This is a genomic window from Spartinivicinus poritis (genome assembly GCF_028858535.1).
GTDB lineage: Bacteria > Pseudomonadota > Gammaproteobacteria > Pseudomonadales > Zooshikellaceae > Spartinivicinus > Spartinivicinus poritis.
In genome coordinates this window covers 1-23,827 of record NZ_JAPMOU010000035.1, presented here as the reverse complement: position 1 = coordinate 23,827, position 23,827 = coordinate 1, and the positions used below count along the sequence as shown (strand labels likewise).

General features: G+C 38.0%; 20 protein-coding genes. 11 read left to right on the top strand and 9 right to left on the bottom strand.

Features of this window, described 5'->3' with window-relative positions; genetic code table 11:
- Nucleotides 1–212 precede the first annotated feature (212 nt).
- Nucleotides 213–1,196 carry a phosphatase PAP2 family protein gene (locus ORQ98_RS20990; RefSeq protein ID WP_274690784.1) on the bottom strand — a complete coding sequence of 328 codons (984 nt, stop codon included), beginning with the start codon at nt 1,194–1,196 and terminating at the stop codon, nt 213–215.
- A gap of 158 nt (nt 1,197–1,354) precedes the next feature.
- Between ORQ98_RS20990 and ORQ98_RS20985 the strand changes: the two genes are divergently transcribed.
- On the top strand, nt 1,355–1,816 hold the full coding sequence (locus tag ORQ98_RS20985) for a DUF302 domain-containing protein (RefSeq protein ID WP_274690783.1): 462 nt from the start codon (nt 1,355–1,357) through the stop codon (nt 1,814–1,816).
- Between the two features lie 129 nt (nt 1,817–1,945).
- Here the strand turns inward: ORQ98_RS20985 and ORQ98_RS20980 are convergent, their stop codons facing one another.
- Nucleotides 1,946–2,500, bottom strand: coding sequence for a thioredoxin family protein (locus ORQ98_RS20980; RefSeq protein WP_274690782.1), 555 nt, complete (start codon nt 2,498–2,500; stop codon nt 1,946–1,948).
- A gap of 143 nt (nt 2,501–2,643) precedes the next feature.
- Here ORQ98_RS20980 and tpx point away from each other — a divergent pair, with 143 nt between their 5' ends.
- Nucleotides 2,644–3,141, top strand: a complete 498-nt coding sequence (tpx, locus tag ORQ98_RS20975) for a thiol peroxidase (protein WP_274690781.1) — start codon at nt 2,644–2,646, stop codon at nt 3,139–3,141.
- Between the two features lie 275 nt (nt 3,142–3,416).
- Here the strand turns inward: tpx and ORQ98_RS20970 are convergent, their stop codons facing one another.
- Nucleotides 3,417–4,736, bottom strand: a complete 1,320-nt coding sequence (locus ORQ98_RS20970; RefSeq protein WP_274690780.1) for an aerolysin family beta-barrel pore-forming toxin — start codon at nt 4,734–4,736, stop codon at nt 3,417–3,419.
- Between the two features lie 887 nt (nt 4,737–5,623).
- Here ORQ98_RS20970 and ORQ98_RS20965 point away from each other — a divergent pair.
- Entirely contained in the window at nt 5,624–5,968 is a 345-nt protein-coding gene (locus ORQ98_RS20965) for an STAS domain-containing protein (RefSeq protein WP_274690779.1), read from the top strand.
- A gap of 8 nt (nt 5,969–5,976) precedes the next feature.
- Here ORQ98_RS20965 and ORQ98_RS20960 read toward each other — a convergent pair whose 3' ends face one another.
- Complete coding sequence (locus ORQ98_RS20960; RefSeq protein WP_274690778.1) at nt 5,977–6,645, bottom strand: glutathione S-transferase family protein; 669 nt, start codon at nt 6,643–6,645, stop codon at nt 5,977–5,979.
- Nucleotides 6,642–7,271: a glutathione S-transferase family protein gene (locus ORQ98_RS20955; RefSeq protein ID WP_274690777.1), complete on the bottom strand. Its 630-nt coding sequence runs from the start codon at nt 7,269–7,271 to the stop codon at nt 6,642–6,644. The genes ORQ98_RS20960 and ORQ98_RS20955 overlap by 4 nt, the downstream gene beginning before the upstream one ends.
- A 178-nt stretch (nt 7,272–7,449) precedes the next feature.
- Here ORQ98_RS20955 and ORQ98_RS20950 point away from each other — a divergent pair, with 178 nt between their 5' ends.
- Nucleotides 7,450–8,040: a TetR/AcrR family transcriptional regulator gene (locus ORQ98_RS20950; RefSeq protein WP_274690776.1), complete on the top strand. Its 591-nt coding sequence runs from the start codon at nt 7,450–7,452 to the stop codon at nt 8,038–8,040.
- 309 nt (nt 8,041–8,349) lie between these two features.
- On the opposite strand, the gene ORQ98_RS20945 is transcribed toward ORQ98_RS20950, so the two are convergent.
- Together ORQ98_RS20945 and ORQ98_RS20940 are read right to left on the bottom strand one after the other, a co-directional pair.
- Nucleotides 8,350–9,324, bottom strand: coding sequence for a catalase family peroxidase (locus tag ORQ98_RS20945; protein WP_274690775.1), 975 nt, complete (start codon nt 9,322–9,324; stop codon nt 8,350–8,352).
- A 140-nt stretch (nt 9,325–9,464) separates the two neighbouring features.
- Entirely contained in the window at nt 9,465–9,701 is a 237-nt protein-coding gene (locus ORQ98_RS20940; protein ID WP_274690774.1) for a hexameric tyrosine-coordinated heme protein, read from the bottom strand.
- Between the two features lie 267 nt (nt 9,702–9,968).
- Between ORQ98_RS20940 and ORQ98_RS20935 the strand changes: the two genes are divergently transcribed.
- The 4 genes from ORQ98_RS20935 (at nt 9,969) to ORQ98_RS20920 (ending at nt 14,843) form a co-directional block, all read left to right on the top strand.
- On the top strand, nt 9,969–10,391 hold the full coding sequence (locus ORQ98_RS20935) for a MarR family winged helix-turn-helix transcriptional regulator (protein ID WP_274690773.1): 423 nt from the start codon (nt 9,969–9,971) through the stop codon (nt 10,389–10,391).
- Nucleotides 10,392–10,840: 449 nt separating this feature from the next.
- Nucleotides 10,841–11,254, top strand: coding sequence for a type III secretion system chaperone (locus ORQ98_RS20930; RefSeq protein ID WP_274690772.1), 414 nt, complete (start codon nt 10,841–10,843; stop codon nt 11,252–11,254).
- Nucleotides 11,255–11,361: 107 nt separating this feature from the next.
- Nucleotides 11,362–12,870: an exonuclease/endonuclease/phosphatase family protein gene (locus ORQ98_RS20925; protein ID WP_274690771.1), complete on the top strand. Its 1,509-nt coding sequence runs from the start codon at nt 11,362–11,364 to the stop codon at nt 12,868–12,870.
- 101 nt (nt 12,871–12,971) lie between these two features.
- Nucleotides 12,972–14,843 carry a hypothetical protein gene (locus ORQ98_RS20920; protein ID WP_274690770.1) on the top strand — a complete coding sequence of 624 codons (1,872 nt, stop codon included), beginning with the start codon at nt 12,972–12,974 and terminating at the stop codon, nt 14,841–14,843.
- Nucleotides 14,844–14,894: 51 nt separating this feature from the next.
- Here the strand turns inward: ORQ98_RS20920 and ORQ98_RS20915 are convergent, their stop codons facing one another.
- Nucleotides 14,895–15,692: a substrate-binding periplasmic protein gene (locus tag ORQ98_RS20915; RefSeq protein ID WP_274690769.1), complete on the bottom strand. Its 798-nt coding sequence runs from the start codon at nt 15,690–15,692 to the stop codon at nt 14,895–14,897.
- A 316-nt stretch (nt 15,693–16,008) separates the two neighbouring features.
- Between ORQ98_RS20915 and ORQ98_RS20910 the strand changes: the two genes are divergently transcribed.
- Nucleotides 16,009–16,779: a DUF1028 domain-containing protein gene (locus ORQ98_RS20910; RefSeq protein WP_274690768.1), complete on the top strand. Its 771-nt coding sequence runs from the start codon at nt 16,009–16,011 to the stop codon at nt 16,777–16,779.
- 663 nt (nt 16,780–17,442) lie between these two features.
- Complete coding sequence (locus tag ORQ98_RS20905; protein ID WP_274690767.1) at nt 17,443–18,579, top strand: phospholipase D-like domain-containing protein; 1,137 nt, start codon at nt 17,443–17,445, stop codon at nt 18,577–18,579.
- On the opposite strand, the gene ORQ98_RS20900 is transcribed toward ORQ98_RS20905, so the two are convergent.
- Nucleotides 18,547–21,243, bottom strand: a complete 2,697-nt coding sequence (locus ORQ98_RS20900) for a nitrate reductase (RefSeq protein WP_274690766.1) — start codon at nt 21,241–21,243, stop codon at nt 18,547–18,549. The two genes, ORQ98_RS20905 and ORQ98_RS20900, sit on opposite strands and share 33 nt — an antisense overlap.
- Nucleotides 21,244–21,673: 430 nt before the next feature.
- Between ORQ98_RS20900 and nirB the strand changes: the two genes are divergently transcribed.
- Nucleotides 21,674–23,827: nitrite reductase large subunit NirB (nirB, locus tag ORQ98_RS20895; RefSeq protein ID WP_274690765.1), on the top strand; the 2,154-nt coding region annotated here is incomplete at its 3' end.

Sequence of the window (23,827 nt, the reverse complement as noted above, 5' to 3'; positions counted from 1 at the left end):
GGCTTTGACAATTTTTATCATAGTTCATAAGGGACGTGCATGAAATAACTCGCTAGATTTTTGTTCCAAGGTGCCCGTTTGGTAAGGCGCAAAAAAGAAGGCATAGTTAGGCCTACGTCGAGTTTTTGCCCTAACCATCAATAAACTAATAGCGCCAAGCGGGATAGGTTGGAGCCAAAACCGTAAGTTATTTCATGCACGTTCCTAAGTGTTTACAGTGACAGTGCATGACGACTTTGCCACTTTAGGGTAAGAGATGGCCAAAAGTAACTTACCCACAATCCAAACATAAAACTACGAACAACTTGTAACAAATAGTAGCTGACAGTGTCGAAAGAAGTGGTGGTTTTTATGGCTACCCCTAAGCCATACCAAATAAGCAGACCACTGATTACCCCTCCAAGACAGCGGAAAAGCCTTCCTTGCGATTGAGTTAACTGCTGCCAGCCTTGTTGTTGATAGTAAAGAATAGCGCCAACCCATAAACCCGCCAGCATAGCTGTGTCACGGCATATCGACTTTAAATTAACTGGCACAAATGGCTTGTTGGTTTGGCTTGCAATATATGCGTTGGTTATCCAGTGTTCGGGAATAATAAAAGACTGAGTTGATAAATAACTGAAGATACCTATTAACAATACAACACCGCAAATGCAGAGTACCAGTGCAATCTGAGCGGCAGGCTTAAGTTGGCTAAACCAGGGTGTTAGTTTGCGCTCACAATAACTGAATATGATCAAACAACTTAAGGCAACACCCCAACCAGAAACTACCTGGCTGGGAAAATGAGCACCAAGAAAAACTCTGGAAAGTCCAATCACAAAAACAATGATTGCACAAAGCAACCAAAACCAGGGGGTATTAATAGTGAGAGCCCAGCGGCCCCAAAAGCTTAAACTACTGTTAGCATGCCCAGAGGGCATACCAAATGCGTGATCAGGAATGCTTTTATATAACTCAGGTGCTAGCCAGTAAGGGCGTGGTGCATGAATAATAAGCTTGAAAATACCATTAAGGGCACTGGCTAATAACAAATAACCACTTAAACTGACACCTAAACGAGGGTTCCAGCCCCAATACAGCAAACCAATAATTACCAGATACAGCTCACCATAGCCCAGCCAGGAAAACAGCTGAAAAACAACGTGCAAACTACTGAAATGGGCTTGAGCCCAGTTGATAATTGCTACATCCAACAGTCATTTCCTTAATTTTCTTGTTTAGTGAGATTATACATATGGGTATCTCTAAAAATAAACTGTTAGCTACTTCCCTAAAATTCAAATTGTCTGGAAGGATTAGCCTCTGAGAAGTGTCTATTATAAGAACTAGAATTTAATAAGGAGTGAGCGCAATGAAAGCAAAACAGCTGTTATTCACCACATTTGCGATGGCTTTGTCTGTCAATATCTGGGCAAGTGGTCTTGAGCAGGTTTCATCCAGTCACAGTGTAGACCAAACAACTGAAAATTTAGTCAAAGAGCTCAACAAACTTAAAGATAAGGGAGTAAGGGTTTTCACTGTTATTGATCACATGGCTAATGCTAAAAATGTAGGTTTAAAGCTGCCACCAACCAAGCTGGTTATCTTTGGTAATCCAAATGTAGGCACCAAGCTAATGCAGTGTGCCCATACGACAGCTATTGATTTACCACAAAAATATCTGGTGTATCAAAATAAAGCAGGTAAAACGGTTATTACTTACAATAATCCAAGCTACCTAGCTGAACGACATCAAATGAAAGGGTGTGAAGCCGTTATTGGTAAAATCCAGGGTTTATTAGCTGGAGTAGCAAATAAAGCAGCAGCTAAATAATATATTTTTAAAGCTATATTGTGAGGCAGTAGCCTATGGTTATAGGCTACTGCCTCAGCTAACATTGTTTTATGAGTTAAGCCTGTTTATAAATTAAAGTGCTGGCGTAAGCTTTGTTGTAAATGCTCACTACTTCCATTTGATATTACAGCCCATACTGGGTATTTGTTCCTCTGCAATGGGTTGGCCTGCTACCAAATTAGTAAGCGCTTGTCGTAAGTCTTTACCTGTGACAGGTTTGTTATTACCTGGTTTTGAGTCATCAAATTGCCCACGATAAACACACGTCAACTGACTATCAAATAAGAAGAAATCTGGTGTGCAAGCAGCATCATAGGCTTTTGCTACTGCTTGGGTTTCATCATAAAGGTAAGGGAATTTAAATCCTTGCTTTGTTGCCATGAGCTTCATTTTGTCTGGGTGGTCATCAGGGTGGCTGACCACATCATTAGCACTGATTGCTACACAGCCAATACCCTGTTCATTATATTCATTCAACAGTTGAGTATATTGATCAATAATATGAATAACGAAAGGGCAGTGGTTGCAAATAAAAGTCACCAATAAACCGTTAGAACTTTTTAGTTCAGCGAGTGAACAATCTTTACCAGACACGGTGTCAGGTAAAGTAAAGTCGGGTGCCATTGTGCCTAATGGCATCATGGTTGATGGAGTGAGAGCCATTTAGCCTCCTTGAGTTTTTACGACTAGCGTCCATTGAGAGTATGTTTTATAAGTTGTTGGAAGTATAAATTAGTTACTTCTTGTTGCCTAATTTTATAAGTAAACTTGCCTTTCATTTCATCCATAATCAATAGGTATCAATTATGTCTACTGTGACGTTTCAAGGTAATCCCATTAGTATTTCTGGTAAGTTTCCTGGGGTTGGTGAAAAAGCAGCCACTTTTGTTTTATGCGGAGCAGACTTGTCGGATATTAAATTAGAAGACTTTGCAGGAAAAAAAGTTGTGCTTAATATTTTTCCAAGTATTGATACCCCTGTATGTGCTGCCAGTGTTAGAACCTTCAATCAAAAGGCGGCTGCCAAAGAAAACACGGTCGTTGTTTGTATTTCTGCTGACTTACCATTTGCCGCAGGACGTTTCTGTGAAATAGAAGGCATTGAGGGGGTAACATCTGCATCGTTTTTCCGCGCTCCAGAATTTACTGAGTCTTACGGTGTGAATATTAACGAAGGTCCTTTACGAGGTTTAGCTGCACGGGCTGTGGTTTGTTTAAATGAACAAAGCCAAGTGGTTCATAGTGAGCTGGTTAAGGAAATTACCGAAGAGCCAAACTATCAAGCAGCACTTGATTCTTTATAAAGCGAACTTGATTTTTAGTTAAACAATTAACTAAAAAAGCAACCGTAATCAAGACAGTTGTGTGTCTTGATTACGGTTGTGTTAATAAATGTTCGCGAAGAGTGTACCAATTGTGAATTATGTTTATGTTTAAAGATAAAGCGATATATACTCACAGCGAAGGATATTTTAGGCGAGGCCACCGAGTGATGAAGCCCCAGGAGTTTAGTAAACTAAATGACTGGGGTGAAGAATGATGGTAACAAAGCCTAAAAATCATTCGCGAAGAGTATAGGTTACATTGCTTGTCTTGGGCTTAACGTAAAATCAACATTACTCACCGTATCACTTTCACTATGATTTTTTACTTCAATAATTTCCATAGTGAGTTTACTAGGAGCAATGCTACGTTTACTGCGACGTTGAGAAGTTATTCCATGTTGACGTTCATAATCTGCAATTTCTTCATCCGTTAAAGGGATATCTGGTCCTGCATCAATATTATATTGGGTACCATCTACCGTCATAAACTTTCCATTTAATTGGGCTCCGAAGCGTCTTTTACTAATTTTACCCAAGACTTGCTCTACAGAGCTTTTGCCGTATTCATTAATCATCCATGGCCAATCCCAGCGGCTGTAACCTTTAATATCATGGTGTAGGTATTGATCAATAATATCTTCTGATCCATTTAAATTATTACGGTTACCAAAAGTGTAATCAAAGAAAGGTCTGTCTTTCGGGTGATCATTTCTTGCGTTACCGCTCCAGCGTAAAAAGTTGGAATAAGTAACATTGTAATTCATATACATTTTAGATTGATAAGGGATATCTGACTTTTGTTCAAATAACGTTAGGTAAATAGTTCGTTTGGATTTTGGTGGTATGGTTGCGCGGTATTGGGCTACTTGGCTGGTAACCTGCTCATTGCCATTAGTTTCGTTCCAACCCTGGGTTGCACTAAACTCAGCGGTAATTTTAATGCCTGCCCCTAAAATTGGAAGACCCGCCTTAAATGTTTTTTCAACACCAATCTTTTCGGTAAATGAAAAATTATCCTGTTTAGACCAGCTAACTTTTTGATCGTATTTCAGGTCGGCAATGGCCATGTCTTCTGTACTGGCAAAATTGCGAACGACTGCAACATAAGTCCTTAATGGCTTTCTATCATAAACTTGTGGCTCTCCTAAGGTTAAGGAGTCTGGGTTGGTAAAGAATTTAATATTGTCAATATTCATTTTTAATCTTTTATCTGCCCAGTATTCATCAGCATGGGGATCATTACTATTATAACGAGCACTGATTGTATAACTATTAGCGCTGTTGTATTGCACTGCTAAATCTTCACCCACATACTGTGAGGCTGTACCCCCTGTCCAACCATAACCAAGGTAGTGGGCTAAAAATGCTAGAGGTTGATGAAATGCCTGATCAGAAACTATATTCCATTTTAAGCTTGTAGCATCATGATTTGCGTATAGCTTATCTTGAAAAGAGGGGATGGTATCTTTTACTGTCGCATGGGAAGTGGTTGTATGGGAAATAGTTGCAGAAAATAATAGCAAACTAATGGTGGTGCTTAGAGTAGGCAGTTGCAGTTTGAGTGGCGTAAGCATAATTGATCTCCATTACTTAAATTAGGAGTATTTAATAGTTGTTTTTTTAGTATTAGAGGTGCCCTTTAATTAATCGCAATACCTGATAACACTCATTGGCTTTTTTGCTTTGCATAAAACTAATAAAGCATATGCTTTTTTAAGTGTTCTTAAATGCAGAGCTATCAAATACAGTATTATCAAATGAAGCAGTGCCAAAATAACCTTCCGTTGTTAAAGTTAAATGACAATTGTGTTAATAGTGTTAGTCTTAAGTGGTTTAATATTAAGTGTTTAATATTTTGTTTTTGTTGTGTTTGTTTCTCCTGTGTATTTATTTAAAGTGGTGCGCAACTGTGATTTGGAGGTCGTATTTATTTTGATTTTTTGTGGCTTGGTTTTTGTCGGCCTTGATTTTGTTTTATATTTGTTTTTGGGGTGGCCTGCTCCTGATTATTTAATAATTATTATTTTAATGTTCTCGTATATGTTTTAGGAAACTGACTTATATTGTGAGCTGTTGTTTTTACGTTACTAAAGATTTGTCGTGTAAGTCAAAGGTGATTTTGTGGATTTGATGGGAGAATGAAAAGCAAAAGATAAAGCGCCTTGTTGTTTTTTGTATTTAAATGGGGCTCATCTCACCTCGTAGCACATATACAAAATTAGGTAACGTTTCTTCTCCACTGGCCTTCTGGTTACTTTGTTATCAGCTCATGACGGTAGGAGCGGCTTACGAGAGGGGCTCATATAAAAGTAATTTGATGTGCGTCACTATTTTGTAGGGAGTTCATCATGCTTTTGCTTTAATTAACCGTTTGATCAAGTAAAATGTGAATTGCTGCATAATAATATTTATACATGTGTTTATTATTTGTACGCCTGTTTGAGTAGCGAAGTGATATGTCATGGAAGCGGCAGGCAGTAATTCAGGAAAGGTTGATGTTATGACGATTATGACTACTGTTACAAATGATGAAGTTATTATTCATTTAGGTAAAACGTTCAAAAGTAGCGATGTTGCTGCTTTCGTAGAGGCATACTGTAAGCAAAGTTCATCCAAGCAATTGATTATTAATTTAGAAAAAACTGAATATATCAGTAGTTGTGCGCTAGGTTTGTTCATCAACTTAAAGAATCACTTTGGTAGAGGACCTCTACGGTTTATCAATGGGAGTGATTTTGTTAAAAAACTGTTTAGTCCAACCGGTTTGGATGAGCGATATTTTATTGAGTACGCAGCTAGTGCTTAATAGGAGCACTACCTCGTCACCATTTTACTAATTTGCTGCGCTTTATCTTCATCAGAGGCATCTGAACTTGGTGGTATAGTGATGCCTTTTTGTACGGCAGGACGTTCACTGATTAGCGTTATCCACTGTTGTAAATGGTTAAGCCCAGTAATATCGATACCACTCCATTCGTAAGATCTTACCCAAGGCCAAGTAGCAATATCGGCAATGGTGTATTCAGCACCTGCCAGATATTGATTGGCCGCCAATTGCTTGTCTATTACTTCAAATAAACGACGAACTTCATGTTGATATCGGTTGATAGCTGCAGGAATTTTTTCAGGAAAGTAGCGATAAAATACATTGGCTTGCCCCATCATTGGCCCAACCCCACCCATTTGAAACATCAGCCACTGAATGGCTTGTGAGCGCTTATAGGGATCTTGAGGTAATAATTGTCCCGTTTTTTCAGCTAAATAAAGGAGTATGGCACCAGACTCGAAGACAACAAAGTCTTTGTTATCATGATCAATAATGGCAGGAATCCTCCCGTTGGGATTAATGGCCAAATAACCTGCTTGCTTTTGCTCACCTGCAGATAAATCCAGGTGATGAACTTGATAGTCTAAGGCTAGCTCTTCCAATGCAATGGAAATTTTATAGCCATTTGGTGTTGCCGCAGTATATAGCTCAATCATGACTGGTCTCCTAACACTTTCTGGATAGCTGGGCGAGTATTAACACGGGTATACCATGATTGTAGATTGGGTAATGTTGCATCAAGGTGAATATCCAGATGAGTCATAAACCTAACTAGAACATAAGCGGTGATATCAGCAACTGAGTATTTGTCACCTGCTATGTATGAGTGTTGCTCCAGCTGTTGATCAAGGGTTGGCAAGAAATTAATTAAACGGTCTCGTGACTCTTGCCCCCAGGATTCAATACAGTTTTCACGATCACGATAAACCCCGGTAATATTTCTAAATGCCTGGAAACTAACAAATAGCCCTTGTAGTTCTACTATACGTTGCCACATTTCTATTTGAGCACGTTCTAAAGCTGTATCACCAAACAGGGAGGGTGTTGATGGATATAGTTCTGCAAAATAACGGCAAATGGCCATGCTTTCACAAATGGTAGTTCCATCATCAAGTTCTAATACAGGAACCTTGCCATTGATGCTTTTAGCTTGGAATGAATCAGCTAAGTTTTCACCTGCCCGAATATCTACCTTCACCCGTTCTATGTGAATGCCCGTTTCCGCAAGAAATAAGCTGACTCTAAGGGCGCTTGGGGCCATAGGTTGCTCATATATTTTCATTGTGTAGCTCTTTTCAGAACGATCAGTTAGAATTGAATTTAGCCCATATATAAATGACCAGTCAAGAGATAGTTTACGTGAAATGGAAGCATGCTTTATTATGTGGAGTTATCGCCTACTCATTGAAATGATAGGCCAGGTAATGAGATGTAGGTGCATGAGATGAGAGTGATCGCACATGGCAAGAGCTTGTAACTTTGACCGTAACGAAAAGCTTGTTGAGGCGATGCAGCTGTTTTGGCAAAAAGGCTATGCAGCAACTTCTATCGCTGACTTAGTTGAGCACTTAGGTATTAATCGTTTCAGTTTATATAATACCTTTGGTGATAAACAGCGTTTGTATCATGAGGCATTGACTTACTATTTAGAGAAAGAGTCTTTACCTAAACTTGCTTCTTTGCTTGCTGATCATGCAGGCTTTGAAGATGTTATCAACTTTATTGAAAAATTTGCCAAGATTCAGCAAGACCAGGAATATGGTTGCTTTATGCAAAATGCGCTATTAGAAAAGTGCTTATCAGATGAAGTTGTATTTCAAGAGGGTAGCCGACTTTTTGAGCAAATAGTAAAAACACTCCATACAGTGATCAGTCGTTCGAAACAAACGGGACAGATTTCTGCTGAAGTAGACCCAGCCAGGCTCAGTCAATTTTTATTGATGCAAATGCAAGGCATTCGTGTGTTAGGTAAAGCAAAACAATATGCAATGATAGATAATGCCATGGCGATGCTAAAAGGATATTTAAACTCATTAAAAGTTGAAGTTTAGTTTATTGTATACTTAAAGCCACTTTTGGTTATGCGTTGAGTGGTTTTTAACATAGCTATCCTATATCAAAATACCTTTTGTTGAATCAACTTTGTTTGTCTGTAGCTAGCTTCTGCCTGTTAAATGTAGTCTATTTAAAAAGCAGCTTAATCGTTAGTGAAAAAAAAGGAGGACATAATAAATACTTATTTCATGTCCTCCTGAGGAGAGAAAAGGAGATATTATTTAGAACAGCCTTGCTAGTCAGAATATTCCATCAGAGAAAATAATTATTTTTACTTTTGATTTAATTGATTGCTATGAATCACCTCATTTTTTTGTACTTGCTTTTTCACTAAGCCTTCTACCAAAAGAAACAGCATAAGAAGGGCTTCTGGCTTTTAAAATAGGGTCATCAGATGGTTCAAAACCACTAGTTAAAATGAGTGGATCAAAGTTGATATCATCACACTTACCATTTGCTTCGCTATTAACCTTTAAAACATTTAGTTGTGCTGCAATAATTGTTTTATGTTCCCCCTGCCATAGTGCACTGGCATCATTAATTGGATCATCAGGATTAGCAATGGTAATGACCATATTCCAAGTTACCGGCCCTGTTTGTAGGTTTGCTTTTATATTGTCAAACAAGAGATTATCACTTGCTTTGATTTGTTGAGGTAGTTTCGCTTTTGATGCAGGTTCAAATGACCACCTGATAGGCGTTCTTTTGCCTTGAGAGTTAACTAAATAAAAGCTATTTATGCTATTAAAATGCATATTTTCGTATAGCTCAACATTTTTTATCTTTTTAGCCAAATGAGCCTTAAAGTTTAAAATTTCTGGATGCTTGGCTGTAAGCATTTGTTTTGCTTGGGCATCACCACCTTTAGCTTTGTTAAGTAATAAAAATCCTTCTGGTGTTGCGACAGGAAAAAAGTCTAGCGTATTCATAGCCATACGCTGTTCTTCGCCATTTTTAGCACGTATCAACAGGCCCATGCCATGCTCTCCTGGCTTATTATCAGGTGCAGTATTATTTCCCCCTTTATGGGATAGCCGACCTATAACAGTAGATGTCGCTTTAAATAAAGGACTATCTGAATATAGTTTTATTTCTGGATTTACAGGCTTAAGAGTGCCTTCAAAACAAAAACCTTTGGTATGGTTCCGACGCTTACCTTCAGTAATACCAAAATTCTTTTCAAAAGTATCGATAATTTGAACTGAAAGATTGCTATTTTCTGCACTAAAACAGTTTAATGATGCAATGGTTAATGCAAGGCCTGTTATGGTCTTTTTCATATCAATACCCTATTGGTTCTATTATTTATTGAGGCTTTAGGTAAAGAAATTTGTACAAAATTTAACTAAAGATCTTAGGGAGAATCAGCAATTACACCAATGTTGTGTAATTGCTGGTGTTATGCTTTTCGCAATTGATGCTATTTTCGCCAATAATTATTCGCTGCGGCTATGGTTTGAAACTCGATAGCGACAATTTGGCCTGCTTGCATCAGTTTGCTGGTATCTTCAGCATAGTCTGGCCTTAATTTAGTTCGAATATCTGCATCAGGCTGTATAGCTGCAATGGTTTTTCTGGCAATTTTTATAGCTAATTCTCTACCTGCCGCCGGTGTAGCAGTGATAAGAGAAGGCAATATTTCATCATAAACAGACATAAGTTGCTCCTCACAATACTGTATACCCTTTATATTGGGTATGTTTCTTTTCTTAAACATTTTTCGTTATAGGTAGCATGAGCTGTTGTAAGTAAATATTTGCTTGGAAGGCGTTAGCATATAATCAAGCTACCTAGCTTTCTTAGTCTCAATGCAAATAGTTTGTATACAAATAGTTTGTACACAAATAGTATGATGAGAGAAAGTTGCTTGTCAATTAGTTTGTGTGCAAACTAATTATCATCATATAGAAGTTAAGGTATTCCTGTGTCTGCTCCTAAGTTAAATGATCAGCTCTGTTTTGCGTTGTATGCAGCGTCAAATGCGGTGACACGCTACTATAGGCCATTGCTTGAGCCATTGGGGTTAACTTACCCTCAGTTCGTGGTGTTGATGGCGTTGTGGGAGGATGAAGGGGTTTCCATTAGTCAGCTTGCTACTAAAACTGGGCTAAGCAAGCCGACAATGACCCCCTTACTTAAGCGACTGGAGCAAAAAGCATTAATTGAGCGACAAGCAGAGCCAGGTAATGACAGGCAAAAGTGTATAGTACTAACCGAGGAAGGGCGCAGATTATCAACGCAAGGCGATGAAATTGCCCAAAAGGTATTTTGTGCTACAGGTTTAACGGAGCAACAAGCCAGGCAGCAGATTGAGTTTTGTCAGCAATTGATTACGACATTTGAATAGATAATTATTGCTTATTATGCTTTAAACAAGCTCTTAATAGCTTATTCTGCAATCTTCTTTATTTTTTCTTCTATCTTTATTTCTGCGTTTATGACAATAACCAAGCATAAAGGAATAGCTTGGTTGTCACTGATAAATTTTAGGCTAAAAATTTTATATTTATTAGAGATGCCCTGTAGACTGGTTTTATTTTCTATATGTTCAGGGTAAGTTGAAGATACTCTGAAGTTCAATAAACGAAATCTATGGTTGTTATAGTCAGGATTTGTTGTCTAGATAAAGTGGTCTTTGAATAGAATGCAGGAGGAATGTTTATTTAAGCGCGAGAGTTAGTTGTTTTTTTAGTTGGCAGACTACTTATATAAAAGTCGCGATACACTTTTAGATTTGGGACGTTAACAAGAATACTCGTAGTGAAGGGTATATCTATTAAATAGTGAGCTTATCTTATGAAACTTGAATCTGCATTAGCTGAATTAGGACAACGTTGGGGCATACCCTTATCACTAAAGCAAGGTGCAATTAAAATCACTGATAAGCAAGCGCGAGAGTGGTTTCTTGAGTGCCCTGAAGGAAGTGAGGTTTTTACAATACATACAGCACTAAATGTACGGCTTACTTCGGCAAGTGATTTTGAATATTGGCTTGCTCTAAATACTAACCGCGAAAAATTAAGCTGTGCTTGGGTTGGCCTTTATGAAGGTGAGTTATCTCTTGGGGTCTCTTTTCCTTCAGATTTGTTGGATGATACTCAGTTAGAGAATTTATTTGATAACATGTATCAGTTAAAGCAAAGCTTAATCAGCACTAGTATGAGAGAAAGTCAAACCACATCAGTTAATTATAATGGTGTTTTTGTATAGCGATCGTTTTTTTGCATAGATAGTAAGCCATCCGTTATAAAATTAAGCCACTTTTGCTTTGTAACAATCAAACTATTATTTTCAGCTTTTGATTAGAGATATTGATTATGTACACAACGTCTGTTCAAAACAATTTCCATCATCAATCGGTTGGCTTAAACTCGTCACAAAATGGTGTTTTTCAACAGGCTCAAGCACAGCATACGGCTCGTGAGCCTAGCCAATCACCTATTAAGCCAGTAAGTCAAATTGATGGAGCATTTAGGAAGCAGCTGGAGGCTGCAACCGGGCCAACCCGTGTGGGTGCTAATGCAGTAATTGCAACCCAGCTGGATCATTTGGAAAGAGTAAGTAAACCATCAGTTATATCTGATCACTTGCCAGCAGTATTTCAGCTATCCACAAGTAAGGGAAATTTAACGGCTTCTGTAGCTAGTTGGAATATGCTAGCTGAAGTACATAAAAACAATAACTATGAAAATGTTGCAATTGATGAGTCTACTCAAGCACTTTTTAATCAAGGAAAATTAGAATATTTTTCAGGTAGAAATAATGAGCTTAGTAAAGCTTGGTTATTTTCTGATTTGGCAACTGAAATGGCAAACTCAACACAATTTAGTCAGCCTAAGGTATTGAGTAGCTTTTATAAAGGTGAAATGGTAGGACAGCAGGCATTTCTGAAATTTTTAGAAAATGAATATAAAAATGCTGATCATGCAGTGCTAAAGCCTACCAGACAGCATTCTGCGGAAGAGCAAATAGCACATAGAACGGCCGCACGTGAGGCAATCATTAGTGAAATGATTTCTTCAGGTAGTGAGGGCAAATCATCTATTCGTGAGGACTTTTATACTACAGCAGTTACTACTTTAAAGCTTTATAACACGCTTAATCATGGCTCGATTAGTTGGGCAAATCGAAAGAATACCTTAGAAAATAATCAGGCACTGCTGCAAAAGCTTGCTCAAAATCAAGTATTGACGATTCAAGAGTGCACTGAGCCAAAGTGGTTTGTTGATCAATTGAATAGCAAAGATAGTAGTAAACAATTTAAGTTTATTGATCATAAAGTAGGTGCAAGTAGTAAAAATAATGACCATTGTGTTGTAATTTATGATAGTAATAAATGGCAAGTTAAAGATACCGAATCAGATGTACAGAAATTTCATTTAGGTAGAAATAAGCCTGCGATCTTGTTAAGGCTAACAGAAAAAACAAGTTTACATAATGCTAGTAAACCACTTGAAACAATGGTAATTGGCTCAGTACACTATCCAGGAGGGAATGATGGAAAAAACCACCTTACAACAGTTAATGAAAAATTAGTGGCTTTAAGTGTGGAAGAAAACGAAAATATTTTTGTGGCTGGTGATTTTAATCAATCAAAAGAAACATTAGCAGATAAAGTAAATCAACTAGCTGGAAACTATAATGAAAACTCAGAAGTAAACACTAATATGCTATTTTCTTCGTTTAATGTGATAGAGCCTGCTAGTACAGGTGGAACTATGGCGGGCCCTGACTGGGGAAGAGAGCATGAAGGTGAAATTATTGATATAGCATTTTCCAATATGAACGTTTCAGGCTCTGTGGTTGATATGAAATACTTTGTTTGATAAGTAAGTGTTTAATAGGTTTTGTATTTTAAATTTCGATACAACCAAAATGAAGGGTATATTAGGGGTGCCCTTAAGACTTAAGATAAGAGGGTAATATCATGCCTATAACAGGCGCTCACTCTGTGCAAACTAATCATATACAAAACACTCATATAGCTAGTAACAACAATTTTTCAGTAGACACTAATAAGAATAATTTTAACGCTGCACAGTCTGCTGACCCGACTAAGAGTGATTTAAAGGTTACTGTTAATCACCTTGCTCCAACAGGGGCTAAAAGTGCTTTTAAAGATTTGCAGGTACAAGATCAATCTAGTCAAAGTTCAACTCAATCTTTGCAAACTGAAAAAGGTTTGTCTGATTTGTTGTCGAATATTGCTAAATCAGTAAATATAGAAAAGTTTGATGTCCAACAGTTTTGCTCAGGTTGTTATCAAGAACAAAAAAATATTATAAATGATCTTGCTAGTACCTTGATCAAGCATGCAAATGAGAGAGATGGCAAGCCAGATAAATTGTTACGTGAGATATTAACTGAAGTAAAGCTTAACCCTAAAAATATAGAGGACAGTACTAACTTTGCTTTACGATCAGCCATATTGCAGGCAAGCGAAATTACAGGAGTAGGTATACAAAGCTGGGATGTATATACTAAAGGAGGAGGGCCTGCGCCAAATGATAAAGAATTTTGGTCATGGGTAGAGCAGCCTAAGAGCTGGGTCGAAGAAGCTCAGGCTGCAGCACTTAAATTTAGTGAAAGTGCTTTTATCAAAGCATTACGTTTAGCTCAGGAAACTCCTGGTAATGCTGAAGTTATTTTATATAAAGGAGGCTTTGGTGCAGGTAAAACCACTCATAGCCAAGAGCGTTTTGATGGGCTTGCTGATGGTGTTGTTGCACCTGATAAGGGTAAAACCTTTATTCGTAAAACAATGAATGTTACACATGCTGCAGCTCATGTACAAGGATCGAATACTACTTATAACTTATTTATGGGAATGATTAATAACCTTGTAGGTCCAATTGTTTATGACTCAGCTTTATCCAACCCAAAAGAAATAGAAGCCTTTTTGAAAAAGGCTGACTTTGCTCCAAATAAATCAATGTCACTAAATGAAAAAAATCGTGATTCAGAAAGCAGTTCATCAATTAAGATAAGCCAACTAACCAAAAGTAACTCTGGTAAAGAAATGATTGGCAAGCCTGCTAGAATCATTGATGTTACACGAAATGATATTGCTCGCTCACTTGCTGTTTTATCACGTGAGATAGGAGGGGAAGATCCTAGAACGCCAGTGGGCTTAGTGATTAATGGTGCAGCTCGTGACCGTGCTAATCGTGCTGCTTGTATGAATACTGTTTTAAATTACAAGCCTGATGTATCTGTTAGGGAAGACAAAAAAAGTAACTTGTTTGGCCAACATCATTATGAGTTACATGTAGGTAATGAAAGTAAAATGGGTACAACACATGTATTAACTATTAATCCTGGGTATGTAGGTTTTCATATTAACCAGGAGCAAGCCGATAAAGCACTCGCTAGCCAAGGAGTAAAATATAACGCTAAAGAAAATCAGTTTGAGCCTATTAGTACAGAAGTTGAATGGAAAAACTATTTAACAGAGCAATTTCAAAAAAATGTGGCAGAATTAACAACACTAATAGGTAAGGGGGAAGCCGAATTTAGGTCTGCAGGGTTTGCTAAGAGAACTATTCAGTTTTCGGGTGCTCAGCCAATAACAACAGTTGAGTCATTATACCAAGCAGCTGACGATAAATTTAAAGATAGCATTTCTTTGGTTGGATTTAGAGCTGCTTTTGATGAGCTGCCAATTGACAAACATCAACAAGTTATTGAGGGGATTATAAACAAGAGCATAGAAAAAGGGCATGTTTCTTATCTTGATCTTCCATATATTTTAGCAGCTGGTATTCATCAGCGATTACAGTCTGATCCATTTATTAAATAAAAATCAAAAAACTATACTTCGTGATGTATCTTAATACTGCATCACGATTTTTTAAAATTCTTTTAAGTGAAAATCTTCTTTCCATAGCTCAAAGTGTTTTTTTACCAATGAGTTAGGTAGTTTTTGTTTTACATATTGATTTATTTTTTTACTAAAAAAATTCAAGTGTTTTTTGCAGGGAGACTTTTTAGAGAAGCCGAAATATAAACCTTCTTCGGTTACATACTTAGGGTGAGGGGTAATTTGCATTGATAATTTTGCTTTAGTTAAACTGGCTAGACCTGGGTATAACCCGTGGATTAAATAATCTGCATTACCTGATAGCAGCTGCTGAAAAGTGTCATCCATTTGCGCTTTGTATTCAATATCCAGGTGTTGTTCAGTAAATCGATCAAATTCTTGGCCGAAACTACTGCCTGCTGTAGTGACTCCTTTTAAACTAACTAAGTCTTGCCACTGGCTAAACTTAAAATTATATGCTTTTTTACTAGGGATAAATAATACTACAGGATCTGTTAGAAATGGTGGATGAACATAGTCCATATAAACTTTTCTTTCTTCGTTAATGTAGGCTCCAGCTAAAAGGTCTACTTTGCCTTGTTTCGTGTCTAGCTGAGCCTTCGCCCAGTCACCTACATGCAATGGGTCTATTTTTACATTTATCTCTGCAAACGCTTTTTCAGCAAGCGCAAGCGCTAAACCGCGGATTTTGGTTTTATCTTGCTGATATTGCCAGGTAACAGGAGGGTACTCTATATCTCCAGCCATTTTAATTGTGGTACATTCACCCGCTATCGAAGCAGAGACGGCGAAATAGAGGATGTATGGGGCACTGTTTGTAATGTACATGACTGGTTTGCTCTTCAGGCTTGATCTTATAGTTAAGGATAGACTGATTTTTGTTAATGTATATTGGTGGTATTGCACTGGTCGTTGCTGGAACAGACGTTGTTTCTCTATACATATTTTTTGTGGAAAGAGCAGACACCAATATATACTGTTACAGTATATAAATAAATTATAACTGAAATAAATATAAATTCATGTCATGATAGCTCTAACTAATGAGTGTTAGGAGGGTGTTTATTATTAAAATAACCTTCCTCTGTTTGTTAGTTATAGTGAAGACCAATTAATTACCTACTCTTAAGCTAGTAAATAAAACATGCAATTCAATATTTTTTTAAATACCAAAGCTATTGTGTTGAGCTTTTTGTTATTTTCCTCAACAGCATCTGCCACGTTCTCAATTATTGCTTATGATCCTGATTCTAAGCAGATAGGGGTTGCTTTAGCTAGTTGTATTATGATGCCTGAAGATATTCCTTTTAAAGCAAGTGATATTCTAAATGGTATAGTACCAGGAAAAGGTGTCATTAATACCCAAGCTACAATTGATATACCAAATATTAATTTAATACATGCAAAAGAATTAATCGATAAAAATACTCAAGCCTCTACAGTTATCCAATATTTGGTGCATAAAGATTCAGATCCAACTTATATACTAGAACGTCAATATATAGCATTAACTATTAATAATGAGCAAGTAGATATTTCAGCTTATACTGGTAACCAAGCTAGTGGGTTTACTAATGTTATTAAAGGTGACACTTATGCAATAGCAGGCAATTTATTGACCGATCCTAGTGTATTATTAGCAATGGAGTTTGCATTTAAGAATTCTTATGGAGAGTTAGCCGATAAGCTAATGAATGCACTGACAAGCGTTAGAAACTTGAACATAGGCGATAAACGTTGTCAAAACAAATCAGTTTCTAGTTTATCTGCATTTCTGCGGGTGGCTAAAGCCTCTGATAGCCCAGATGACTTATTGATAGATTTAAATTATCACTCTACTGATGAGCAAGATGATGCAATTACAAGGTTAGAGAATGCACTTTATCTTTGGAAACAGTTAAATCAAGTCCCTTAACCTTATACACGTTGTGGGTGACTTTTAGGCTACCGATCTTGTCCTAAAGCCAAGTAGCTGGTTCGGCATCGTCAAGTAACATCGCTAATGAAAAGGGCGTATACTTAACTTCTCGTGTAGCCCAGGTTGTTTCAATACTGGCTATAGATATGATGAATGGGGCTAAGCTCGATGGCTAATGGAGTAGTGGCTGTTGAGGCTTGATTTCTGAGTAAAGTCGCTGGTAATTAGCTATAGACTCTTAGTTTTCTCAATCAGCTCTTTCAGTAAGTCGTTATTTTCAGTCAGGGGATCAAGAAACCAGGCAGCGGGTTCACGGGGATGCCTTTAGTGATATCAGGTACTTGACAGATCCAACAGCTAGTTTTTCATTGATCACGAAAATATACTGCTTTAGTTAACTTATGCATAGTCCTTTGTACCTGGGTAGTTGGTTTAATTGACCTGGGTTTGTTTTCTGTTCAACTAATGACTTTTAAATATGTTTACCATATAATCAAACAGCTAATTTCACTGAATAATGGTAGTATCCAGCTTGCCAGTATATTGTTTTTGATAAGTTAAGCTATTTATATTTAATTATACTTGGCTAGTTTTATACTCATTAATGCAGTGTTTTTGAATAGATTATATTTTATAACCTGTAATTAAAATGTATATGGCGTGAGTAAATACTTTCCTTGGCGAGCTGCAAATCATATTGAGCTGTTAATTGATGGGGACGCTTTTTTTCCGCATATTTTTTCAGCTGTGGTGAATGCAAAAGAGTATGTCATTATTGAAATGTATTTGGCTTCCTCAGGAGTATTATTTGAGGCATTTTATGATGTGCTTGCAGAGGCAATTAGTCGAGAAGTAAAGATATATTGGCTGCTTGACGATTTTGGTAGCTTGGGTTTAATAACTAAAGACCGACAGCGCTTGGCTAGGCTTGGAGTACAGCTGGTATTGTACAACCCACTAAGTCTAAAAAAGCAACGACTAACAGAGAACTTAAACCGTAACCATCGCAAGTTGTTTTTGATAGATGGAGAGCTGGCTTATATTGGTGGGGCAGGCATAACCGACGACTTTTATAACCCTAACACCCGACAAGCGCTTTGGCATGAGGTAATGCTAGCTGTGAAGGGGCATGTAGTGGTTGATTGGCTGGCTTTATTTAAACAGACCTGGGGACGCTTTAGTGACTTACCTATACAGGTTAGTCAACCTGAGTTCAAGATCCATAAAGTGGAACAAAACTATTTGGCTAGGTTGAGTTTTGGTAGCTACTTTCGTGATGCCGACATCGTAAGATCCCTTGTTAAACAAATAAAGAAAGCGCAGCATCGGGTATGGTTTGCGACACCTTACTTTTTACCTTCTAACAAAGTACGGCGGGTGTTACGAAGGGCTGCTAGAAAAGGTGTAGATGTACGACTGTTACTATCTGATAAATACACTGATAACCGTTGGGTGCGCTATGCAGGCCATCGTTATTATTATCGACAGCTTCGTGAAGGAGTAAAAATTTATGAATATCAGCATCGTTGTTTACACGCAAAAATGGTGCTGGCAGATAGCTGGGTAAGTATAGGGTCGTGTAATTTTGATCATTGGGATTTACGTTGGAACTTAGATGCCAATCAAGAAGTAAAATCGGGTCTATTTGCAGAGGAAGTCAAGCAGCTATTTGAACAGGACTTTACTAACTGTAAACAGTTCACTTTAGAAGAGTGGTTGAGCCGTCCATGGCATAAACGCTTACGGGAGTGGCTGTTTAGTGTGCTAGGGCGACTCGCTATTCGAATTGGACGATAACAGTTGTGTATCAAGTAAAATTTGTATTTCTGGAATACATGACCCACATACACTGCCTGCCAGTGTTGCCTGGCTGACTGCTGCGGTACAATCTAGTTGTTGTTGTCTAATGGTATTGCAAATAATTTTTTGGCTCACTTGTTTACATGCACATAATATTTTTTCATTAACTAAAGAATTTGTTTTATTATTGGCAATTAAACGATGTAGTAGGGCAGGTTGTAAATTAAGAGTCAGTAGGTCATTGAGCCAAGCTAAGTCGAAGTGGTTAAGGCGAGGAGCAATAAATACACACGCATGTAACTGTGGGCCATTAATAAAACCATAACGAAATTCCTGTTCAGTTTTATCATAAAAAGCTAAACGAGAGCTGGCACTATCTGGCTTAAGCTGGGTGATTAACTTACTATAAAAGGTTTCTGGCGACTGCTTGCTGGCTAAGCGGTATAAATAACCACCTTTAATATGTTGTTTGGTCCAGTAATCAAAATGTTTTAGTATTAGCTTTTTACGAACGACTACAACTGCTTCACAATTATATTGCCAGGGTGAAATGGTAACTGGTGTGTACTTCGACTCTGGCTGGCCTGAAAAAGGGTCAACATTAGGGTTGATTAGTTGGCTTACTTGGCCACTACTGGCAAGCATCCGAGTCCAATGCATAGGCATAAAAACCTGTCCTGATAATATTTGTTCAGACACTTTAGCTTTAGTGATCAATGTCCCTATGTTGCTAGTGAGTTGCACTAGTTCATCGTGTTTGATAGAGAATGTTGTAGCATCAAGAGGATTTAGATGAACATACGGCTCTGATATATGTGTGCATAATTTAGGTATAAAGGAAGTGCGTGTCATGGTATGCCACTGATCTCGAATACGACCAGTATTAAGTATTAAAGGGTAGGTTGAGTTAGTTTTTGTGACGGGTGGCTTATAACTTACTGTAATAAATTGTGCTTTAGTTGTTTGAGTATAAAACTTTCCATCTGCAAAAAAGCGTTTATTATTGGATTGCTTAGTATTTTTTATTGCTGGCCACTGAGTGGGGGTAAAGTCATGATATTCTTGAGTTGTTAGGTCAGTCAATAAAGATAAGTCTAGATCGCGGATGCTATTATTTCCAAGTGCATCATTTTCAAATGCAGTCAGTTTAGCGTACTCTTTAAAAATATCAGCTTCATTTTCATAGTTAAAAGCCTGATAAAACCCCATCTGTTTTGCAACTTCACATATAATCCACCAATCCGGTTTGGCTTTACCAGCAGGTTTGACTAGGGTGCGCTGACGGGAAATACGTCGTTCAGAGTTAGTCACCATGCCAGATTTTTCTCCCCAGTCAGTTGCTGGCAACAGTATATCAGCATACTGGTTGGTGTCAGTTTCAAGCATGCAATCAGAAACCACAACAAGTGGGCAGTTTTTTAGTGCCGTTATTACATGCTGGGAGTTAGGCATACTTACCACAGGATTTGTTCCCATGATCCAAATGGCCTTAATTTTACCTTTGGCTACAGCATCAAATAAATCGACAGCCTTTAGACCTGGTTGTTTAACCAGCTTACTGGTATGCCAAAAGCGACTTAGCAATTCATGGTGTTGTGGATTATTAAATTCTAAATGGGCTGCTAAGCTGTTTGCCATACCACCGACTTCACGGCCACCCATAGCATTAGGCTGACCGGTTAACGAAAATGGTCCACATCCTGGTTTGCCTATTTTGCCCATAGCTAAATGGCAATTTAAAATACTGTTTACTTTATCAGTCCCGCAACTCGACTGGTTGATGCCTTGAGAATATAAAGTAACGACTTTATCTGTTTCAGCAAACCAGCGATAAAACTGAGTAAGCAAATCACTTGAAATGGCTAAATGTTTCGCCAAAAACAACAGGTCATGTGCTTCATTTGTCGCCGCTTGTAATGCCAGTGAAAACCCTTCAGTATATTGTCGAATAAAGTGATTGTTCAGTTTGTTTCCCTGACATAAATAGTGAAGCAAACCATTAAATAGTAATACATCAGTACCAGGCTCAATAGCAAGATGTAGGTCAGCCGTTTGTGCTGTTATTGTCTTACGAGGGTCTATCACAACAATTTTTAAATTTGGGGCTTGCTGCTTAGCAGCTATAATTCGCTGGTATAAAACAGGATGACACCAGGCAAGGTTAGCTCCGGCAATAATAATTAACTCTGCTTTTTCCAGGTCTTCATAGCAACCAGGTACAGTGTCACTACCAAAGGCGCGTTTATGTGCTGCAACACTGGATGACATACATAAACGAGAGTTAGTATCGATATTAGGGCTGCCAATAAATCCTTTCATTAGTTTGTTGGCAACATAATAATCTTCAGTTAATAACTGTCCAGATAAATAAAAGCCTATAGCTTCAGAACCAAAGTGATCAACAACTTGTTTAAAATCCGTTGCGATCTTAGTTATTGCATTTTGCCAGCTTGTAGTTTTACCTTCAATATAAGGTTGTAGCAGTCGTCCTTTATTATTGACGATTTCCCCTAATGCCATACCTTTGGAGCATAACCGACCAAAGTTAGCAGGATGTTGTTTATCACCTCTAACAATCACCTTATCATTGTTGACCCGTGCTTCAATACCACAACCAACACCACAAAATGCACAGGTGGTTTTTACCCAAGTATTTGTCACTGTATGTATCCACATTAATTAATCTATCAACTATTTTTACTAATCCTTGCAAAGAGTAATCCAACTTAAACTACAAGGTAAGTATTAAAAAAAATAGGTGGTATAGCTAATTTTGTTGGCTAAGTTTGATGTAAGTAATTAAATGTTATGCATAGTCTTAGCGCATAGCGCACCACTTTGGGGATATCTTAATAGAAGTTAAACATCTGTTCATTAAGTGTCAGCTACCCAGGTATTAGGCTTTATGTGGCCTACAATGAATTAAAATCATAAAAAAATTTATTGGCATCAACTTTGCTCGACTGCATGAGTAAAAAATATTGTTGCTAACAAAATCTAGAAAATATTTGCGAAAGATACAGGTGAAAAGCTGCTGTGGTTTGATGAAATATTCAGCTAGTGAAAGACTTGGTTTAGTTGGAGGTTGAAAATGAATACACAGAAGATTGTGATTGTGGGTAACGGCATGGTGGGACATGAGTTTATTAAGCAAATGCTTGCCCAGCAAAATACAAAGCAGTTTTCAATTACAACTATTTCCGGCGAGCCAAGATTAGCCTATGATCGAGTGCATTTAAGCAGCTTTTTCTCAGGTAATTCTGCTAAGCAATTGATGCTTGCTGACGAAAAGGTTTATAAAGAAAATAATATTGATTATATCTTAAATGAAAAAGTATGTTCTATTGATAAAGTTAATAAAAAGATACACACAACCAGTGGATTATGTAAGTCTTATGATAAGTTGATATTAGCTACAGGCTCTTATCCATTTGTCCCGCCAATAACAGGGAATGACCAGCCACACTGCTTGATTTACCGAACGATTGAAGATTTAGAGAGGATAAAAGCTTCTGCAGATACAAGTAAAATTGGCGTGGTGGTAGGTGGTGGTTTATTAGGTTTAGAGGCGGCTAATGCACTGAAAAGCCTTGGTTTAGAAACTCATGTGGTGGAATTTGCTCAACAGTTGATGGCTATTCAGCTTGACCAAGGTGGTGGAGCTCTGCTCAAACGTAAGATAGAAGCATTAGGTGTGCGGGTTCATACTAATAAAAGCACTCAATTAATTACTACTGGTGAACAAGCTCGTTATCGCATGGAATTTGCAGACGACAGCTATCTAGAAACAGATATGATTGTATTTTCTGCCGGTATTAGACCCTATGATGAGCTAGCCAGAGACTGTGGTCTAACAGTAGGGGAGCGGGGTGGTATTATGATCAATGATTATTGCCAAACCGGTGACCCGGATATTTATGCTATTGGTGAATGTGCAGTATGGAACAAGCAAATTTTTGGCTTAGTTGCACCAGGTTATCAAATGGCGAGAGTAGCGGTTGCTCATATTAATGGTGACAATAGTCAGCCATTTACTGGGGCAGATTTAAGCACTAAGCTGAAACTGCTTGGAGTGCAAGTAGGCAGTATTGGTGATGCCCATGGGCGTACTCCCGGTGCTCAGTGTTATAGTTTTAATGATGAAACTGAACAAACTTATAAACGACTAGTGGTGTCTAGTTGTGGTAAAAAATTACTGGGTGCCGTATTAGTGGGCGATACGACTGATTATGGTAACCTACAGCAGTTGTATATTAATGGAATGGATTTACAGCAGCCACCAGAGCAGTTGTTAATTCCCTTATTAGGTGATACATCGCCTGCGACAGTAGGTATTGAAGGGTTGCCTGAAACAGCTCCAATATGTACCTGTTACAGTGTATCGAAGGGCGATATTCAACAAGCAGTGCAACAAGGTTGTTGTGATATGGCTGCGATTAAATCGAATACTTCAGCTTCAACTGGTTGTGGTGGTTGTTCTACTTTGGTAAAACAGGTGTTGGATAATGAGCTAATCAAACAAGGTGTCGAAGTTAATAATAACCTATGTGAACACTTCAGTTACACCCGACAAGAGCTAGTTGATATTATTCGTATTCAACAAATTAAAACGTTTAGCCACTTAATTAAGAAGTATGGTTCAGGCATAGGCTGCGATATTTGCAAGCCGGCAGTTGCATCTATTTTATCATCTTATTGGAATGAATATATCTTAAAAAATGAGCATGTAGGCTTGCAGGATACTAATGATGCTTTTCTGGCTAACTTGCAAAAAAATGGTAGCTATTCAGTCGTGCCGCGGATTCCTGGTGGTGAAATTACCCCAGATAAATTAATGGTAATTGCAAAAGTTGCCAAGCAGTTTAATTTATACACTAAAATTACTGGAGGGCAGCGAATAGACTTATTTGGGGCTGCACTTCACCAGTTACCAGAAATATGGAAACAGTTAATCGATGCAGGGTTTGAAACGGGCCATGCCTATGGTAAAGCCATGCGTACGGTTAAATCCTGTGTAGGCACCAGCTGGTGCCGTTATGGAGTACAAGACAGTACCAGCATGGCGATTGCCATTGAAGGTCGTTATAAAGGACTACGTTCACCCCATAAAATAAAAATGGCGGTATCAGGTTGCACGCGAGAGTGTGCTGAAGCGCAGTCAAAAGATATCCTAATTATCATCATGCCTAAGCTATATTTAGTAGCTTACCTGGTAGCGGAGGTGTTCTCAGCGCTACAAATGCTA

Bases quoted from the DNA above. Each gene is read 5' to 3' on its own strand.
- ORQ98_RS20970 (WP_274690780.1), bottom strand. From the start codon at position 4,736: ATGCTTACGCCACTCAAACTGCAACTGCCTACTCTAAGCACCACCATT.
- ORQ98_RS20960 (WP_274690778.1), bottom strand. From the start codon at position 6,645: ATGATTGAGCTATATACTGCGGCAACACCAAATGGCTATAAAATTTCC.
- ORQ98_RS20915 (WP_274690769.1), bottom strand. From the start codon at position 15,692: ATGTACATTACAAACAGTGCCCCATACATCCTCTATTTCGCCGTCTCT.
- ORQ98_RS20945 (WP_274690775.1), bottom strand. From the start codon at position 9,324: ATGAAAAAGACCATAACAGGCCTTGCATTAACCATTGCATCATTAAAC.
- ORQ98_RS20930 (WP_274690772.1), top strand. From the start codon at position 10,841: ATGAAACTTGAATCTGCATTAGCTGAATTAGGACAACGTTGGGGCATA.
- ORQ98_RS20980 (WP_274690782.1), bottom strand. From the start codon at position 2,500: ATGGCTCTCACTCCATCAACCATGATGCCATTAGGCACAATGGCACCC.
- ORQ98_RS20965 (WP_274690779.1), top strand. From the start codon at position 5,624: ATGGAAGCGGCAGGCAGTAATTCAGGAAAGGTTGATGTTATGACGATT.
- ORQ98_RS20910 (WP_274690768.1), top strand. From the start codon at position 16,009: ATGCAATTCAATATTTTTTTAAATACCAAAGCTATTGTGTTGAGCTTT.
- ORQ98_RS20955 (WP_274690777.1), bottom strand. From the start codon at position 7,271: ATGAAAATATATGAGCAACCTATGGCCCCAAGCGCCCTTAGAGTCAGC.
- ORQ98_RS20985 (WP_274690783.1), top strand. From the start codon at position 1,355: ATGAAAGCAAAACAGCTGTTATTCACCACATTTGCGATGGCTTTGTCT.
- tpx (WP_274690781.1), top strand. From the start codon at position 2,644: ATGTCTACTGTGACGTTTCAAGGTAATCCCATTAGTATTTCTGGTAAG.
- ORQ98_RS20925 (WP_274690771.1), top strand. From the start codon at position 11,362: ATGTACACAACGTCTGTTCAAAACAATTTCCATCATCAATCGGTTGGC.
- ORQ98_RS20940 (WP_274690774.1), bottom strand. From the start codon at position 9,701: ATGTCTGTTTATGATGAAATATTGCCTTCTCTTATCACTGCTACACCG.
- ORQ98_RS20920 (WP_274690770.1), top strand. From the start codon at position 12,972: ATGCCTATAACAGGCGCTCACTCTGTGCAAACTAATCATATACAAAAC.
- ORQ98_RS20950 (WP_274690776.1), top strand. From the start codon at position 7,450: ATGGCAAGAGCTTGTAACTTTGACCGTAACGAAAAGCTTGTTGAGGCG.